The sequence below is a fragment of the Geofilum rhodophaeum genome (genome assembly GCF_002210225.1).
GTDB lineage: Bacteria > Bacteroidota > Bacteroidia > Bacteroidales > Marinilabiliaceae > Geofilum > Geofilum rhodophaeum.
Map to the genome: position 1 here is coordinate 1 of NZ_MWUJ01000005.1, position 14,323 is coordinate 14,323.

Genomic DNA, 14,323 nt, shown 5'->3' on the forward strand with positions numbered 1-14,323 from the left:
TGTCCAATAAAGGGGAAGTCTACAATACAAATCGAACTATTGGAAAAATAGGGCGGCAAATTTTTGATTTATGGATGCATTTGATAAAATAAAAGAAAAAGTAGAGCAAAATACTGATACTGTTGAATTTCGTGATTTTGGCGATGGGACAACAGATAATTGGATAAAAAAAGCAGAATTAGCTTTAGGGGTTAAGTTTCCTGTTTCCTACAAATGGTGGTTGAAAAATTATGGGGGAGGAGAAATATTAGGAGAGGAAATATTTTCCATATATGAGATGGATTTTGAAGAAGTAGTAGGTGGAGATGTTGTTAAGATGACTAAACTATACAGGACAAGAGGGGTTGATAAAGATTCAATTGTTGTATCGACAACAGACCGTGGAGAGATTTTCTATCTAAAAACAAGTGAGATGAATAATTTTAATGATTGTCCTGTTTATTTAAATGTTACCAATGCCATTTATGCTGATAACTTTATAGATTTTTTACAGAAAAGGATTGACGAAAATATCACATAAATTTTCATTGCTCCCACGGGTTAAGCAATTTAATACCGTCAATATTTTTAAAATCGGAGGTATTGCGTGTAACCAGGGTGTCTTGGCCTCTAAAAACCGAGCACTTTTTTGATTTTTTTCTATTTTTGTGTCGGACAAACTGGTCCGACGGTGATTTATTATACCGAAGGATCTACGAAAGGGGCATTTCCGAAAGGTTTGCCCCTTTGTTTATTTGATCCTTTTTTTCGTGGTATCGAACCACTCAAAAGGAGGACAAACTGGTTCTCTGGCTCAATATTACCCGAAGTTTTGGCCTGGGTGTTCTTCAGCTCTTCCACATATCTACGTTTATACTCCAACGGGGAGTAATGGTCCAACCTATGCAATATCCAATGCGTATTGTATTTTTCAACAAAGTCCGCTATTTCTCTTTGAGCTTCTTCTAAAGAATTGAATGACTTGATTTGCAGGAGTTCTTCCTCCAGCGTTAGGTGAAATCGCTCAATTACGCCATTGCATTCCGGCGACCTAACGTATGCCTTTGACATATTCAGGCCAATAAATTTCATCTCATTCATAAAGTCTGAGGAGTCATATTGTGAACCATGGTCACTGCGTAGTTGCAGCTCCATCCCTTTGCAAACATCTTTATTCACAGAGCCAAATTGTTTCCGAACAGCAGAGCGTATAGGTTCCATAGCAGCAAATCGACTTCCAATCTTTGCAATATGCCAGGCCAATATTTCATCATTGAAATGGTCTATTACGCCAAAAAACCAATGCCACCCACTTCCATTAATCCAAAACTTCTACCCATCAGTAGCCCACATTAGGTTTGGTTTGTCTGTTATTATGCGCCCCTTATGTTCGTTTTTCTTAACTTTTTGAGGCCTGCGATGCGGACTGAGTAAGTCATGCTCACGCATTAACCTATTAACTCGTTCTTTTCCAGCCCTAATAGGGTTCTCTGGCCTTCTTTGCATGCGCTTCTTAACTTTAAAATAGCCTTCAGATTTAAAAACGCTGTTCGCTATTTCTGTTTTGATTGCATGTAAAACAGTCTCGTCACTATGAATTGGTTTTCGACCGCGCTTGCCCGTTTTAGAGCTTGGCTTTTCGTACCAAGTACTGCTGCTGTAGCCCACCACCTTGAAAATAAGTCTTTTTGGATATGGTTTTTGAGTAAATGTGCATGTCTCTTCAATCAGCAAAGCGATTATCTCCTTCTTAGTTTTGCTACCAATTCGTTCTTTTTTTTTGTGAGTTCCAGCTCCATTTGAAGTCGGCCTATCATCCGCTCAGCTTCCTTAAGCCTTGAATCTTCTGGTTTGCGCTTAAACCCATGAGCGCCTTGTTCAATAAACTGGTCCCGCCAAAGGCTCAAATCGGCGATTGTTACCCCATGTTTGCGGCTCAAAGCCTCAATGCTTTCTCCTCTAAGCAAAGTCAGAACTATTTCTGTCTTGATTTTTGTCGTAAAACGTGTCTTTTTCTCCATAGCAGTACAAATATAATTGCTTATTTACTGCTCGGTTTATTTGAGGGCTAATATACTCACTGCAGTTCCTTTGTCTGCTTAGGCCACTTGTTCCACAGCTCCCTTTCCCGCCCCGCGGGATAGGCTGTTCCTCTCTACGCCATGGCCCAAGCCGCCACGCATCTAACCGTTGCTGTGTTAGGCTCGCCTACTAACTCCCTCGATTTACTTTTACTTCCTCATACTTCGTTATAACAAGGATGTCAACACTGTAAGTGTGTTTCTGCGTGTAATCCCCGTCTAAAAAAATTGCTTGCAGTTTTTATGATTGGTGGTAAAATTCTGCCCGCCTTTCAAAAGGCTTGTTGTAAGCTGATTTTTATTGTTATACAGCATAGAACAGTAGAGTGGATTATGAGGTGAATTAATAAAAAATTTGTTATTATTGTACACCTTTTAATCCCATGCTATGTTCCCTAAACTGAAAACCCTTAAGCTTATATTGTCCCATTTCAGAGTTTCTTTCCTGGTTCTTGGTTTTTTGATTGTGTCGGGTCCCTTTGTTTATGCCGAGGGGGTTCAGCTTCTGGGCAGTCCGCGCCAGGATGCGGTGCTGCTGCGTTGGGCACCCATGTCTCCGGCGGTTTGGCGTTTGGGAAATGAGTATGGCTATGTGGTGGAACGTTTTACCGTGCTGCGCAATGGACAGATTCCGGATAGTATTGTAGGAGAACGTTTGTTTCAGACCCCGTTGCGTCCGATGGAGCAGGCAGCCTGGGAAAGGTATATTGATGAGGACAAGTATGTGGCCATTGCTGCAGAGTGTTTGTTTTCTTCCACTTTCAGGGGTTTGGACGCCGGGGGTAATCCGCACATGGTGTATAAAATGCATCAGGAAGAACAGCATCGTTTTAGTTTTGCTGTGTATGCTGCCGACCAGTCGGTAAGGGCTGCGGAGTTGTCGGGCTTGTTTTTGACGGATGAATCGGCACGTGCTGAGGAGAAGTATCTCTATCGTGTTTTTATCAATTGTCCCGATTCACTGGCTGTAGATACCGGATCGGTGTTTACCGGCTTGTCGGAGTATCGGCCTTTGCCAAAACCTCAGGCTCCGGAGGCGGAGTGGGGCGATAAAACGGTGTCCTTGGCGTGGAATACGCTGTATCTGAGTCACGTTTACAACAGCTATGTGTTGGAGCGGTCGGAGAATGGGGGCACATCTTTTGAGCGTGTGAGTGACAATGCTTTGGTTCAGCTGGCCGACGAGGGGGTCAGTCCCGAATACATGTATCGCAGTGATTCTTTGGCGAATAATCAGCAGGTTTATTATTATCGGGTTAGAGGAAGGAGTGCTTTTGGAGAAATGGGGCCACCTTCGGATTCGATATTTGGCCAGGGGCTTATGCCCCTGACCCATGCGCCGGTATTAATAGATAAAAAGGTGGTGGACAATAGCCGGGTGGAACTCACTTGGGAGTATCCCGATGAAATGAACCCCTACGTAAATGGCTTTAAAATATACCGTTCGTCGGGTCCCAAACAGCGTAAGGAGGTGATTTATTAGGGAGACGATGGTGCACAGCGCTCTTTTGTGGATACCGTGCCAGACATGACCAATTACTATTTGGTGTCTGCTTTCAACAATCAGGAAGAAAAGATTTCCCTTATTGAGACTTATGCCGCTCGAGTGGATAGCTTTCCGCCCTTGCCGCCGAAGGGTTTGTCCGGTTCGGTAGATTCACTGGGACAGGTGCAGATCTCCTGGTTGCCCAATCGGGAGTCGGATTTAGAGGGATATCGGGTTTATGTGTCCAATCATCCTGACCATGAATTCATTTTGTCTACAGCATCGGTTTTAAGGGATACTGTTTTTGCCGATTCCATCAATATTCGAACGCTGACAAGTAAGGTGTATTATAAAGTTACCGCTGTGGACGTGCGACAAAATCAATCGGCTATGTCGGATGTTTTGATTCTTCAACGCCCGGATGTTATACCACCAGTAGCGCCTCGTCTTCTTTCGGTTAAGGAGGGCCGGAAAGGTGTTGAGTTGGAATGGGTGCCCAGTTCCAGTACAGATGTGGTGCAACACCATGTTTATCGCAGAAGTGATAAAGATACAAGCCTGGTCAGGGTGGCGAGTGTGCCCGAAGCCGGGGAAGTCTTAAGTTTTGTGGATGCATTGATTTCTGGTGGGCTTGGATACTCTTATTGTGTTGTAGCTGAAGATGATGCCGGTTTGTTGTCCCCTTTTTCTAATCAACGCTTTGTACGTGTAAGCTCAACTATTCCGGAGGGCATTCGCCTTAGAACGACCCGGCGTATTGATCATGTCGTGCTGGAGTGGGACATTCAATCACTGAAGCTCGTGGAGCGGGTGGTCGTTTTTAGAAGTGTGGACGACGGGCCCCTGCGACTTTATGGTCATTCGGTGGAGGATCGTTTTGAAGACCGGGAACTTAGTCCTGGTAAGACCTATGTTTATCGGGCGCATGCGGTCTACGAAGATGGGTCTGTCTCTCCCTATAGCGCCCCTGTAAAAGTAAAACTGTAACCTTTTGTATTGTTTTCATGCTCAACCCTGGCCGTTTCCTAATTCTATTTTCCCTGGCTTTTCTTCCACAATTGATGGCTGCACAGGATGTGGAACAAGTTGTTAAGGCTCCGCCTCTGGTGGCTAACGGTGGACTTAATATGAGCCATATTTTTAATTATTCTCCCGATTCGGTGTCGCGCCTGGAGCCCTATTCCTATTATCTTTCAGGTAATTTTAATACTACGCTTTTTGGGGTGGTGAATCTGCCGCTTTCCTTTGCCTATACCAATAATCAGGTAACAGCCAATCTGCCTCAGCCTTTTAACCGTTTCTCGTTATCGCCCAGCTATCGGTGGATTACCACCCATATGGGTTACGGTTCAATGACTTTCTCGCCCTATACTTTATCGGGCCACGAATTTTTTGGTGGAGGAGTGGAACTTAAGCCTGAAAATGGTTTTCGTTTTGCTGCTTTGTATGGTCGTTTTCGAAAAGCGTTGGAGCCCGATTCATCGGTTTACGAGCCCATGTATCGGCGTATGGGAGGAGGTTTTTTGGTTGGCTATGAAGGGGATAATATGGATGTGTCGGTCAACCTTTTTAAGGCAAGCGACCAGGTTGGCAGTCTGGACTTGAGGGAAGAGCAGGAGCAGCCCATGTCTGCCCCTGCAGAGAATGTGGCTGGCAGCGTGGTTCTGAGCTATCGCCTGGCCAATGGCTTTTCGGTAATGGGCGAATATGGTCTTAGCGCCATAAATCACGATATTGGGCGCGCCGATAGTTTGTCGGGGGACTTTGGGGATCATTTTTTTACCTCCCATGGCGATGTTACGGTGCATCACGCTTTTAAAGCGGCGGTGGCGCAATCTACCTCATTGGGACGTATAGGGGCCACCTACGAAAGGGTGCAGCCCAACTACCAGACCTTTGGGGTGTATTATTTTACGAATGATTTTGAAAATATTACGGCCAACCTGGCTACTACGCTGTTTAAGCGGATTAGTGTGGCTTTGGATGCGGGTTACCAACGCGATAATCTGGAAGGGCAGAAGACCAGTACTGGTAAGCGCGCCATATATTCTGCAAATGTTTCTGCGCCTGTGTCCGACCGGCTTTCTTTGGGCTTGTCTTTTTCTAATGTGCAGTCGTATATGCATATACGAGATATTTACGACGAGGTAACGCGCAGCAATCAATACCAGAATTTGGATACGCTTAGTTTTACACAATTAAATCTATCCTCCTCGTTAAATGCCAATTATGTGCTAAGGACTACAGAGCAACAACGTCAGAATTTGAATTTTGCCTTTTCGTATCAGGAGGCCTCTGAGCAGCAGGAAGACGATCGTCGCTATGTGGGCAGTCGCATATACAACACCATGCTGTCGTATCTTTTTTCGCTTACCCCAACACGCTTTACGGCAGCCGCAACGGTCAATCACAATCAAAACAATATGCCCGAGATGAACATGCATGTTTTGAGTTATAATCTGTCGTTGCAAAAAGTCTTTGCAGAGCAGTTCAGGACTGCATTTACGGGCACCTACAGTTCAACGTTTAATGATGATGGCGGAGTAGCAGATATTCTGAATTTCAGATTGACCGGGGGCTACTCGCTTAAGAAGCGACACAACTTTAATGTGAGTCTCGCGATGGTCAACAATCAGGCAAAGCGGGGCCACTCCACTTCTTATTCGGCCAATCTGTCGTACAGCTATATTTTTGATATGCGCCTCCTTCGTACCAATAAGAAATTCGGCTTTGAGGGAAATTTCTAAGGCGCCTTCTGGTAAACCGCTTCGAGGGTGTAGGCAGGGTCGTCGTTGTTGACAGCCGTGACCATGATGGCTGCGATATCGGCGCCGTTGTTAAGGAACTCGCCCGTAGCGTGGTTGATGATGCCTGAGCTTTCGCGACCGGCAGCAGTGCTGCCGTTGTCCCAGTAGAAAGGGGCCATGCCGTAGGTTCGGGCCGCTTTACAGATGTATTCGAGGTAGTACTTGCGAAAAGCCTCTGCCGCTTCGGTGCTTCGGTGCACGCTGCCCATTTCGCCGATGTAAACCGGAATGCCTTTGTCGATGAATTTGGTTTTGAGCTTTCCAAAGATTTCCTGCACATGGGCTTCATCACCATAATCGGCTTTTTTGTCGGCTGCTGCGCTGTGTCCCCACTGCTGAAACTGGTCCTCCAGGGTAAAGAGGTGGGGGTCGTAATAATGTGCTGAAACCAGCAGGCGGTTGGTGGCCGGGTCGCTGGGAAGAACCAGGTGATCGATGGTCAGCTGGGGACTGGTAACGTAGCCGGGTATGCCCAAATAGCGCTCGCTGTTGTTGCCGCCGGTAGCACGTACGGCATCCACAAAAATCTGGTTCCATTGGTTGAGCGTGGCGTACTGCTTGCCGTTGTCTTTGAGGTTGGCACCGTAGCCCCATCCGCCGTCGTGGATCTCGTTCATGCTTTCGAAAATAAGGAAGTCTCCTTTGTCCTTAAATTTCCCGGCAATCTGGGTCCACATGGCCGCCAGTTGTTCTTTTACCGCCTGATTTACCTGAGGGTTGGTGGCGGCGTCTTTAATGTTGAGCCAATATTTGCTGTCGGCCCCGTCGTGGTGAATGTTGATGATGACATTCAGACCTGCATGCTCGGCATAGTCCACCAGTTCGGCTACGCGGTTGAGCCAGTCGCTGTCGATGGCATAGTCGGGAGCTGCACCCACCTTGCCCAGCCAGGTGACGGGTATGCGCACGGAGGCAAAGCCGGCTTCGGCCAGTTTATCGAAGGTGGCCTGCGTTGCGGCCTGGTTGCCCCAAATGGTTTCGTTGGCCGTTCCGTTGGCATGAGCGTCGAGCTGATTGCCCAGGTTCCAGCCCATGCCCAGCGTGCGGGCTACTTCCAGCGCTTCTTCGGGCTTGTAGCTTAGGCTGGTGCCCTCTTGTCGCAGCCAAAGGTCTCTGGCGTAATCGCGTCCCAGCAGGGTCAGCTTGGCCTCCCGGGAGTTGACGCTGCTGTTGGGCAAGGTCGTGATGGTAAATACCTGCTTGCTTTCGCTGCCTTCGCTGCTGCTTATGCTGTACCAGTCGGCTTCCGGTCCCTGCAGTTCAAGTTCGGTGTTGGTGCTTGCACTGAGGAGCATACTGCCCCCTTCATGGGTAAAATCAAAGCTGGTCTGGGAGAGGCTGACCTCGGGTGTGAAGATTTCTTCTTTTTTGTCCTTGCAACCTACCCAGAGTACAACAAGGGTCGAGAAGAGTAAGGTCTTGAAAATGTGATGAATATTTTTCATGGTCATGTTTTTCATGTGTGCTGCTTATTGCTGGTGCTAAAATACTATTTTTCAGGGATTTTTTGTCTTTTTTGCAGCGGGCTTAGGGGACAAATGCCTAGCTTTGCACACATTTTTTTCTATCCGCATGTTGTCGTTGAAAATATTCTTTAAAGAGCGTAAGTATTTTGCGCCGGCATTTTTGTATTCCTGTTTTGCCCTGGTCTTCAGCACCTGGATCATTTACATTCCCTTTTTAGCGGAAAAACTTCAGATTACGGAGGGACAGATTGGCACGGCCTTGTTTTTTGCTTCGGTGGGCTCCTTTGTAATGATTCCCCTGGCCAATCGACTCACCGATGTGTTGGGCGTAGGGCGTCAGGCCTACTGGGGTTATGTGTTGTACGGGACTTCGCTCTATGGGATTTTTCTGGCGCCCAGTTATTATTGGTTGTTGGCGGCGCTTTTTTATTACGGCATGACCAGTTCGGTTTTTGCCATTGCCGTTAATTCGCTCATTGCGGAGATGGAAAAGCAGGCGGGCAAGTACATCATGACGGGCAGTCATGGTTTTTGGAGCATCGGCGGCATCATCGGAGCTTCTTTGGGGGGCTATTTGGCCGGTCGTTTTGAGCTGCCTTTGGTGCACCTGAGTGTTTTGCTGGTGGTTTTGATTGGGGCGCAGACTTTTTTGCGTAAGGAGTACTACCACATTAAAGGGGAAGCCCGAAAGAAGGGAGAGAAACGCAGTACACCCTGGAAGCCGATGTTGCTGATTGCCCTCATAGGAATGATTTTGATGGCTTCGGAGGGCGCCATTGCCGACTGGAGCGGCTTGTACTTAAAGCAGGTGGTGGTAGTGAAACCGGAGCTGTTGGGACTGGGTTATGCTTTGTTTGCCGGTGGCATGGCGGTGGGACGTTTTACCGGCGATGCACTGAGTCTTCGCTTTGGCTCCTGGCGTTTGCTGCGTTCGGCCATTTTGGTGAGTCTGGTCGGCTTTGCCCTGGTGCTGACGGTGCAAACGGTTTTGGTCTTTGCCGGCTTTTTGGTGGTGGGACTGGGCTTTTCTATTGTGGTGCCGGAGATTTATCGTCTGGCTTCGAATGTGCCGGGGGTGCGGGCGGCTGATGGTATTTCGCTGATTGCGGCTTCGTCGAACGTGGGTTTTTTAACGGGACCGGTGGTGCTGGGTTTTGTGGCGGAACTGCACACCTTGTACGCCAGCTTTTTGGTGCTGACGGTTTTTGTATTTCTGGCCTATGTATTGGGCAGCATTCAAAAGCGCAGGGCCAATTAGGCGGGGAATATAAAAGTATTGGGGGACGGTTGGCCGGATGGGTCGACCGTCCCCTGTTTTTTTAGCGGAATTCGTAGTTGGTTCCGGGCACTGTACTGAAGGGCAACGGGCCCAGGTCGGTCGCTCTGGCGCGACCGTCCACGCGGGGGTCAATGGGGGAGTGGACTTTCAGGTAGTCTTCGAGGGCCTGGTGCAGGGTGTAGTCTTCCACGGCCACATCGGTGGCGTGGTGCAGGCGACAAAGCGCATGATCGGGATCGCCGGGGCGCACGCAGGTGGCCAGACTGTAGGTCTTTTGTTTTTGCAGGGCTGCGCCGTTGATGCGGACTTCTTGGACGCGCTGACCACGGGGGGCGTTGGCGACAAAAGTGACTTCCATGCCGGAGAAGCGCACCAGCCAGCCGCCGAAGCGTTCCATGGGGTTGGCGGCAAAAACGTTGTGTATTTCTTTTTCCAGCCAGTCGAGCAATTGCTGTCCGCTTACCTTTCCGGTTTTAACGTAATCGTTGACGGGCAGCATGTTGTAGATGTCGCCCCGCGTGATGGGGGCTGCAGCTCCATTTTTCGGAACAATGGGGTTGCCGAAGCGGAAGCCGTTGGACAGGGCAATGTCGGCACCGGTCTTCCAGCGCAAGGCATCGGTAATCATATTGTCCATGGGATTTTCTACGGTGAGGTAGCGGTAGAGCGGGGTAGAGCTGTGTCCCACAACGGTTTCCATTTCTTCCTTCCAGGGGGCCTTGGCCTGTTCGACCAGGGCAGCTGCCTTGGGGTCGGCGGGGTAGACTTCCGGATCGACTTCCAGCAGTTCGTAATCGTCGCCCACGAGTTTTCCGCCTACAAAGTGCAGGGTCAGTTTGCCTACAAAGGAGCCGAAGGCACCGGGTTCGGTGACTTTGGCGTGCTTGCCCCGGATGGGCTTGCGGATGCGCTCATGGGTGTCTGAACCCAGCACGTAATCTACGCCGCTTGCTGCTTCGCTGTTGGCCAAATCGACTTGCTTAAAAATGCCGATGTGGGTCATGAGAAATACCGCTGCAGGTTTTTCTTTTTCCTGCACTGCTCTGATGAGGGCTTTTACTTCCTCATTGATGGGGTTAAAGGCAATGCCTTCGCTGAAGCTGGGGTTTTGGCGGACCGGCACATCGGGGTCGTTGATGCCGATGAAGGCCAGTTTGATGCCTTCGATTTCGGTGGTCCAGTAGGGTGCAAACAACTGTTCCCCGCTGTCTTCGTGCTTCATGTTTTGTACAATGATGTTGGTGTTGTAGGCGTTCATGACTTCCAGCATGATGTCCTTGCCATAAACCACCTCCCAGTTACCGGGTTGCAGCAGGTCGTAGCCCATTTCCCGTACGATGGGCGGAAAGATGCGGCCTTGCGAGCGGGCAGCGTAGCCGCTGCCCTGAATCAGGTCGCCCGAATCGACGATGAGGGTGCGGCCCGGGTTTTTCGCTCTTTCGCGGTCGAAGAGGGTTTTGATGTGGGCCAAGCCGCCCCGCTCACGGAAGACCAGTTGCCCGTCTTCGACAAAGAGTTCGTCGTGGGCATCGAGTTGACCGTGGATGTCGGCGGTTTGTAAGAGGCTTATGCTGAGGGTGTCGGTCTGGGCCTGTAGTTTAGCGGTGCCGAGCAGTAGTGTCGCTGCCAGCAGGATTTTGAATGCTTGCATGATCAAACTTGTTTGAGGTTTCGTAAGTAACAACTATGAATATCTAAAAATGTTCATAGTTGTATTTATGCAAGTATCGTACCGAAGGACGGCTTGGTGGTGTTTACCCGAAATGCGCTTTTGCGATGTTATTGTGTAATAGTAGTGACGCGACCGGAGCTACCGTCTTTCGAGGGTTTCGTAGTGGTAGTGGAGACCGGTTTTTTCGTCGACCTGCGTGGGTCCGCATTCTACACTTTGCCAGTCCCCGGGCAACCATTGGGGAAACCAGGTGTCGGCTCCTTCAAAGCGGTAGTGGATGTGGGTGAGGTAGAGGCGATGGGCCAGGGGCAGGAAGGCCTTATAGATTTCGCCACCGCCTATGATGAAGCATTGCTCCTGACCAGAGGCGGACTGGAGGGCGGCCTCCGGGGTGGTGGCCATGCTGCAGCCGGGCAGTTGCAGACCGGCGTCACGTGTGAGTACAATGTTCTGACGCTTGGGCAGGGCCCCTTTGGGCAGGGCCGCAAAGGTCTTACGACCCATCACGATGGCCTGTCCGGTGGTGAGTTGTTTGAAGCGCCGGAGATCGCCGCCGATGTAGGCCAGCTGGTCGCCCCCGCGCCCGATGGCCAGGTTTTGATCGACGACTGCTATGAGGGCTATTTGCATGGCTGGGGGTTTATACGGCAACACTGCCTTTGATGTGGGGATGGGGATCGTAGCCGCTGAGTTGGAAGTCCTCAAAGGAAAAGTCGTTGATGCTTTTCACCTCGGGATTGAGCGTCATGTTGGGCAGGGGACGCGGGGAGCGACTCAGTTGCAGCTTGACTTGTTCGAGGTGGTTGGTATAGATGTGGGCATCGCCAAGGGTATGCACAAAATCCCCGGGTTGCAATCCAGTTACCTGGGCCACCATCAGCAGCAGCAGGGCGTAGGAGGCAATGTTGAAGGGCACGCCCAGAAAGATGTCGGCGCTGCGTTGGTAGAGCTGGCAGCTCAGTCGGCCCTCAGCCACATAAAACTGAAAAAGAATGTGGCAGGGCGGCAGTTGCATGTCGTCGATCTGGCCCACGTTCCAGGCACTGACCAAATGGCGACGCGAGTCGGGGTTCTTCCTGATCGCATCCACCACCTGTGCAATCTGGTCGATATGCCCCCCTTTGTAATCGGGCCAGCTGCGCCATTGGTAGCCGTAGATGGGACCGAGTTCGCCGTCTTCTTTGGCCCACTCGTTCCAGATGCGCACTCCGTTTTCCTGCAGGTAGGTGGCGTTGGTGCTGCCTTGCAAAAACCACAAGAGCTCGTGGATGATGGATTTCAGGTGCAGTTTTTTGGTGGTGACCAAAGGGAAGCCTTCGGCCAGATTAAAGCGCATTTGGTGACCAAATACGCTGTACGTCCCCGTACCGGTTCGGTCGGCTTTGTAAACACCTTCGTCGAGTACGCGCTGTATGAGTGAGAGGTATTGCTGCATGGTTTCTACTTGCTTTAGATTCAGGATTGGGGTTTCAAATCCAGGGTGGTCATGATGGGATGGTGATCGGAATAGGGCAGGGGCAGGGTTTCGAAGTTCCAGGATTTAAAGGCCGGATCATGAAAAATGTAGTCGATGCGCAGGGAGGGCAGTCGGCCGTTGTAAGTCGCACCAAAACCACTGCCGCTTTCCACAAAGGCGTCTTTCAATTTTCCCCGCATGGTACGGTAGACGTAAGACACCGGCGTGTCGTTGAAGTCGCCACACACAATAACGGGGTAGGGGGCGTTTTTGATGTGTCGGGCCAGGGTTTCGGCCTGACTCGAGCGCATTTTAAAGGCGCGGGTCAGCTTGCGTGAGATGTTGACCAGGCCCTGTTTCTGGCTTTCTGTCATGCGGAAATCCAGACTGTCGAGCACATTCAAATCGTTGTCCTGAAAGCCGATGGATTCGAGGTGCACACTGAAGACCCTGATGGTGGTCTCTCCTACTTTTACATCGGCGTAAATGGCCATGTTGCGCGAGTGCTCAAAGGGTATCACGCCCTGGTCGACCAGCGGGTACTTGGAAAAAATGGCCAGTCCGTAGCCCGTATTTTGCTGGTGGGTGGTGGCGTAGTGAATGTGTTTGTGGGGATAGCCCCTGAATTTGGCCGCGATGGCCGTTGGGGTGAAATCCTTTTTATTCAGATTGGTGTAGTATTCCTGAAAACAAAGGAGGTCGGCGCCCTGGCGCAGCAAGTCCTCGTAGGTGCGCTGTGGCGTTCCCTCGAGGCCCGAATGTCCGTAGTAGTCGAACATGCGGGTGTTGTACGACATTACTTTCAGTGTTTTCCCCAGTTCTTCGGGGTGATTGGTGCTTCGGCTGCTTATTTGAAAGGTGTTGTTCCAGTGCGACCACGAGGCGGCCAGTGCCAGCAGGGGAATGATGATCCAAAAACTGCGACGAATCAACAGCCATAGTGCAAAAAACAGGTTTACCAGCCAAAGCAGGGTAAAGCCAAAGCCGGCAAAAGCCAGTACATTGATTTTGGCGGGACTGACATAGGCGGTTCCGATGGAACCCAGTAGAAGCAGGGCCGGTGTTAAAATCAGGAGGACCGATATGGAGTAAAAAAGCCGTTTCAAGGTGCAGAGGTGCTTTGGTTGGACATCCAAAAATAAATAAAAAAAACGGGTTTTGCAGGGGCTATTCCTTGCTGGCCTCGAAGAGGGTTTTCTTTTCGGCGCTGCTGAGACTCTCGTAGCCGCTCTGTTTTATTTTTTCCAGAATGCGGTCGAGCTCCTGTTGACGTTGAACCTTTATGGCGTTGTATTCGAGGTCGCTCAAGGGCCGCTTATGGGCTACCGATAATTTACTTTTTTTGCCGAAAGACCACCTGAAAGAGGACTTTCGGGGGGGACTGTAAGTCTCGTTAGAAAAGGTCGTTGCGGTGGGGCGACCCTGTGGCGGGAGGCCTTTTCGGCTCCAGACATAGCCCAGCCAAAGGCCTGCTGCGGCGCCGCCCAGGTGGGCCAGGTGCCCGCCTGTATTGTTGAGGGTGGGGATGCTGATGAGGTCGATCACCAGGGCCACCAGGGCCACGTATTTCAGGCGGACTTCCCCAAAGAAAAGGAGGGTGATGGTGGCTTCGGGTCGGTAGCGGGCTAGGGCAAAGAGAATGGCCATGGCCGAGGCCGAGGCGCCCAGCAGAAAGGACGAGCCGAAGTAGGAGGAAAAGGCTGGAAGGAAGTTGTAGCTTAAGAGGTAGAATACGGCTCCTGCCAAGCCTCCCAGTACATAGGTCTTTAAAAAGGGACCGGGGCCGATGTAGTGCAAAAAGAGGCGACCAAACCAGTAGAGGTAGAGCACATTAAAAAGCAGGTGCAGGAAGTCGAAGTGCAGGAACATGTAAGTCAGCAGCGTCCAGGGTTGCCGCAGCAGGAGGGCCGGCTCGGAGGGCACGCTCAAGAAGTGGAGCCAGCCCACGATGGTATCGGCGCCGGCACCTCCGAGCACCATGAATAATTGAATGAAGCGAAAGATTAAAAAAACGCCGATGTTGATGTAAATCAGTCGCGTTAAAATGCTTCCTTGCTTGAATGAACTGCGTATTTCCTGAACAATACTCATACGGTT

14 protein-coding genes are annotated in these 14,323 nt (G+C 50.2%); 5 read left to right on the top strand and 9 right to left on the bottom strand.

Annotated features, from left to right (window positions below; genetic code table 11):
- Positions 1-70 precede the first annotated feature (70 nt).
- The gene (locus tag B4W65_RS06250) at positions 71-520 is read left to right on the top strand and encodes an SMI1/KNR4 family protein (RefSeq protein ID WP_088654282.1); all 450 of its coding nucleotides are present in this window, start codon (positions 71-73) and stop codon (positions 518-520) included.
- A 158-nt stretch (positions 521-678) separates the two neighbouring features.
- On the opposite strand, the gene B4W65_RS06255 is transcribed toward B4W65_RS06250, so the two are convergent.
- The 3 genes from B4W65_RS06255 to B4W65_RS06265 all read right to left on the bottom strand — a co-directional run bounded on the left by B4W65_RS06255 (position 679) and on the right by B4W65_RS06265 (position 2,000).
- Positions 679-1,158 carry an integrase core domain-containing protein gene (locus tag B4W65_RS06255; RefSeq protein WP_240509497.1) on the bottom strand — a complete coding sequence of 160 codons (480 nt, stop codon included), beginning with the start codon at positions 1,156-1,158 and terminating at the stop codon, positions 679-681.
- A 153-nt stretch (positions 1,159-1,311) separates the two neighbouring features.
- Positions 1,312-1,713 carry an IS3 family transposase gene (locus B4W65_RS06260; protein WP_088654284.1) on the bottom strand — a complete coding sequence of 134 codons (402 nt, stop codon included), beginning with the start codon at positions 1,711-1,713 and terminating at the stop codon, positions 1,312-1,314.
- Between the two features lie 5 nt (positions 1,714-1,718).
- Positions 1,719-2,000, bottom strand: coding sequence for a transposase (locus B4W65_RS06265; RefSeq protein WP_088654285.1), 282 nt, complete (start codon positions 1,998-2,000; stop codon positions 1,719-1,721).
- A 448-nt stretch (positions 2,001-2,448) separates the two neighbouring features.
- On the opposite strand from B4W65_RS06265, the gene B4W65_RS06270 reads away from it, so the two are divergent.
- From B4W65_RS06270 to B4W65_RS06280, 3 genes are all read left to right on the top strand, one after another.
- Complete coding sequence (locus B4W65_RS06270) at positions 2,449-3,543, top strand: fibronectin type III domain-containing protein (protein ID WP_088654286.1); 1,095 nt, start codon at positions 2,449-2,451, stop codon at positions 3,541-3,543.
- A gap of 27 nt (positions 3,544-3,570) precedes the next feature.
- Entirely contained in the window at positions 3,571-4,533 is a 963-nt protein-coding gene (locus B4W65_RS06275) for a fibronectin type III domain-containing protein (RefSeq protein ID WP_088654287.1), read from the top strand.
- A gap of 74 nt (positions 4,534-4,607) precedes the next feature.
- Positions 4,608-6,293: a TonB-dependent receptor gene (locus tag B4W65_RS06280; protein WP_146697725.1), complete on the top strand. Its 1,686-nt coding sequence runs from the start codon at positions 4,608-4,610 to the stop codon at positions 6,291-6,293.
- On the opposite strand, the gene B4W65_RS06285 is transcribed toward B4W65_RS06280, so the two are convergent.
- The gene (locus B4W65_RS06285) at positions 6,290-7,798 is read right to left on the bottom strand and encodes a cellulase family glycosylhydrolase (RefSeq protein WP_088654482.1); all 1,509 of its coding nucleotides are present in this window, start codon (positions 7,796-7,798) and stop codon (positions 6,290-6,292) included. The genes B4W65_RS06280 and B4W65_RS06285 overlap by 4 nt on opposite strands.
- Positions 7,799-7,901: 103 nt before the next feature.
- Here B4W65_RS06285 and B4W65_RS06290 point away from each other — a divergent pair, with 103 nt between their 5' ends.
- On the top strand, positions 7,902-9,077 hold the full coding sequence (locus B4W65_RS06290) for an MFS transporter (RefSeq protein ID WP_146697726.1): 1,176 nt from the start codon (positions 7,902-7,904) through the stop codon (positions 9,075-9,077).
- A gap of 61 nt (positions 9,078-9,138) precedes the next feature.
- Here the strand turns inward: B4W65_RS06290 and B4W65_RS06295 are convergent, their stop codons facing one another.
- The 5 genes from B4W65_RS06295 to B4W65_RS06315 form a co-directional block, all read right to left on the bottom strand.
- A complete protein-coding gene (locus tag B4W65_RS06295) occupies positions 9,139-10,749 on the bottom strand; it encodes a bifunctional metallophosphatase/5'-nucleotidase (RefSeq protein WP_088654290.1) in 1,611 nt (536 codons plus the stop codon).
- A 159-nt stretch (positions 10,750-10,908) separates the two neighbouring features.
- Positions 10,909-11,400, bottom strand: coding sequence for a dihydrofolate reductase (locus B4W65_RS06300; protein WP_088654291.1), 492 nt, complete (start codon positions 11,398-11,400; stop codon positions 10,909-10,911).
- Between the two features lie 10 nt (positions 11,401-11,410).
- Positions 11,411-12,205, bottom strand: a complete 795-nt coding sequence (locus tag B4W65_RS06305) for a thymidylate synthase (RefSeq protein WP_088654292.1) — start codon at positions 12,203-12,205, stop codon at positions 11,411-11,413.
- A 20-nt stretch (positions 12,206-12,225) separates the two neighbouring features.
- A complete protein-coding gene (locus tag B4W65_RS06310; protein WP_088654293.1) occupies positions 12,226-13,332 on the bottom strand; it encodes an endonuclease/exonuclease/phosphatase family protein in 1,107 nt (368 codons plus the stop codon).
- Positions 13,333-13,393: 61 nt separating this feature from the next.
- Positions 13,394-14,317 carry a rhomboid family protein gene (locus tag B4W65_RS06315; RefSeq protein WP_088654294.1) on the bottom strand — a complete coding sequence of 308 codons (924 nt, stop codon included), beginning with the start codon at positions 14,315-14,317 and terminating at the stop codon, positions 13,394-13,396.
- Positions 14,318-14,323: the final 6 nt, after the last annotated feature.

What these genes read in the sequence shown, in the direction of transcription:
- B4W65_RS06305 (WP_088654292.1), bottom strand. Translation starts at nt 12,205, where the DNA reads ATGCAGCAATACCTCTCACTCATACAGCGCGTACTCGACGAAGGTGTT.
- B4W65_RS06300 (WP_088654291.1), bottom strand. Translation starts at nt 11,400, where the DNA reads ATGCAAATAGCCCTCATAGCAGTCGTCGATCAAAACCTGGCCATCGGG.
- B4W65_RS06315 (WP_088654294.1), bottom strand. Translation starts at nt 14,317, where the DNA reads ATGAGTATTGTTCAGGAAATACGCAGTTCATTCAAGCAAGGAAGCATT.
- B4W65_RS06295 (WP_088654290.1), bottom strand. Translation starts at nt 10,749, where the DNA reads ATGCAAGCATTCAAAATCCTGCTGGCAGCGACACTACTGCTCGGCACC.
- B4W65_RS06285 (WP_088654482.1), bottom strand. Translation starts at nt 7,798, where the DNA reads ATGAAAAATATTCATCACATTTTCAAGACCTTACTCTTCTCGACCCTT.
- B4W65_RS06270 (WP_088654286.1), top strand. Translation starts at nt 2,449, where the DNA reads ATGTTCCCTAAACTGAAAACCCTTAAGCTTATATTGTCCCATTTCAGA.
- B4W65_RS06265 (WP_088654285.1), bottom strand. Translation starts at nt 2,000, where the DNA reads ATGGAGAAAAAGACACGTTTTACGACAAAAATCAAGACAGAAATAGTT.
- B4W65_RS06280 (WP_146697725.1), top strand. Translation starts at nt 4,608, where the DNA reads ATGGCTGCACAGGATGTGGAACAAGTTGTTAAGGCTCCGCCTCTGGTG.
- B4W65_RS06250 (WP_088654282.1), top strand. Translation starts at nt 71, where the DNA reads ATGGATGCATTTGATAAAATAAAAGAAAAAGTAGAGCAAAATACTGAT.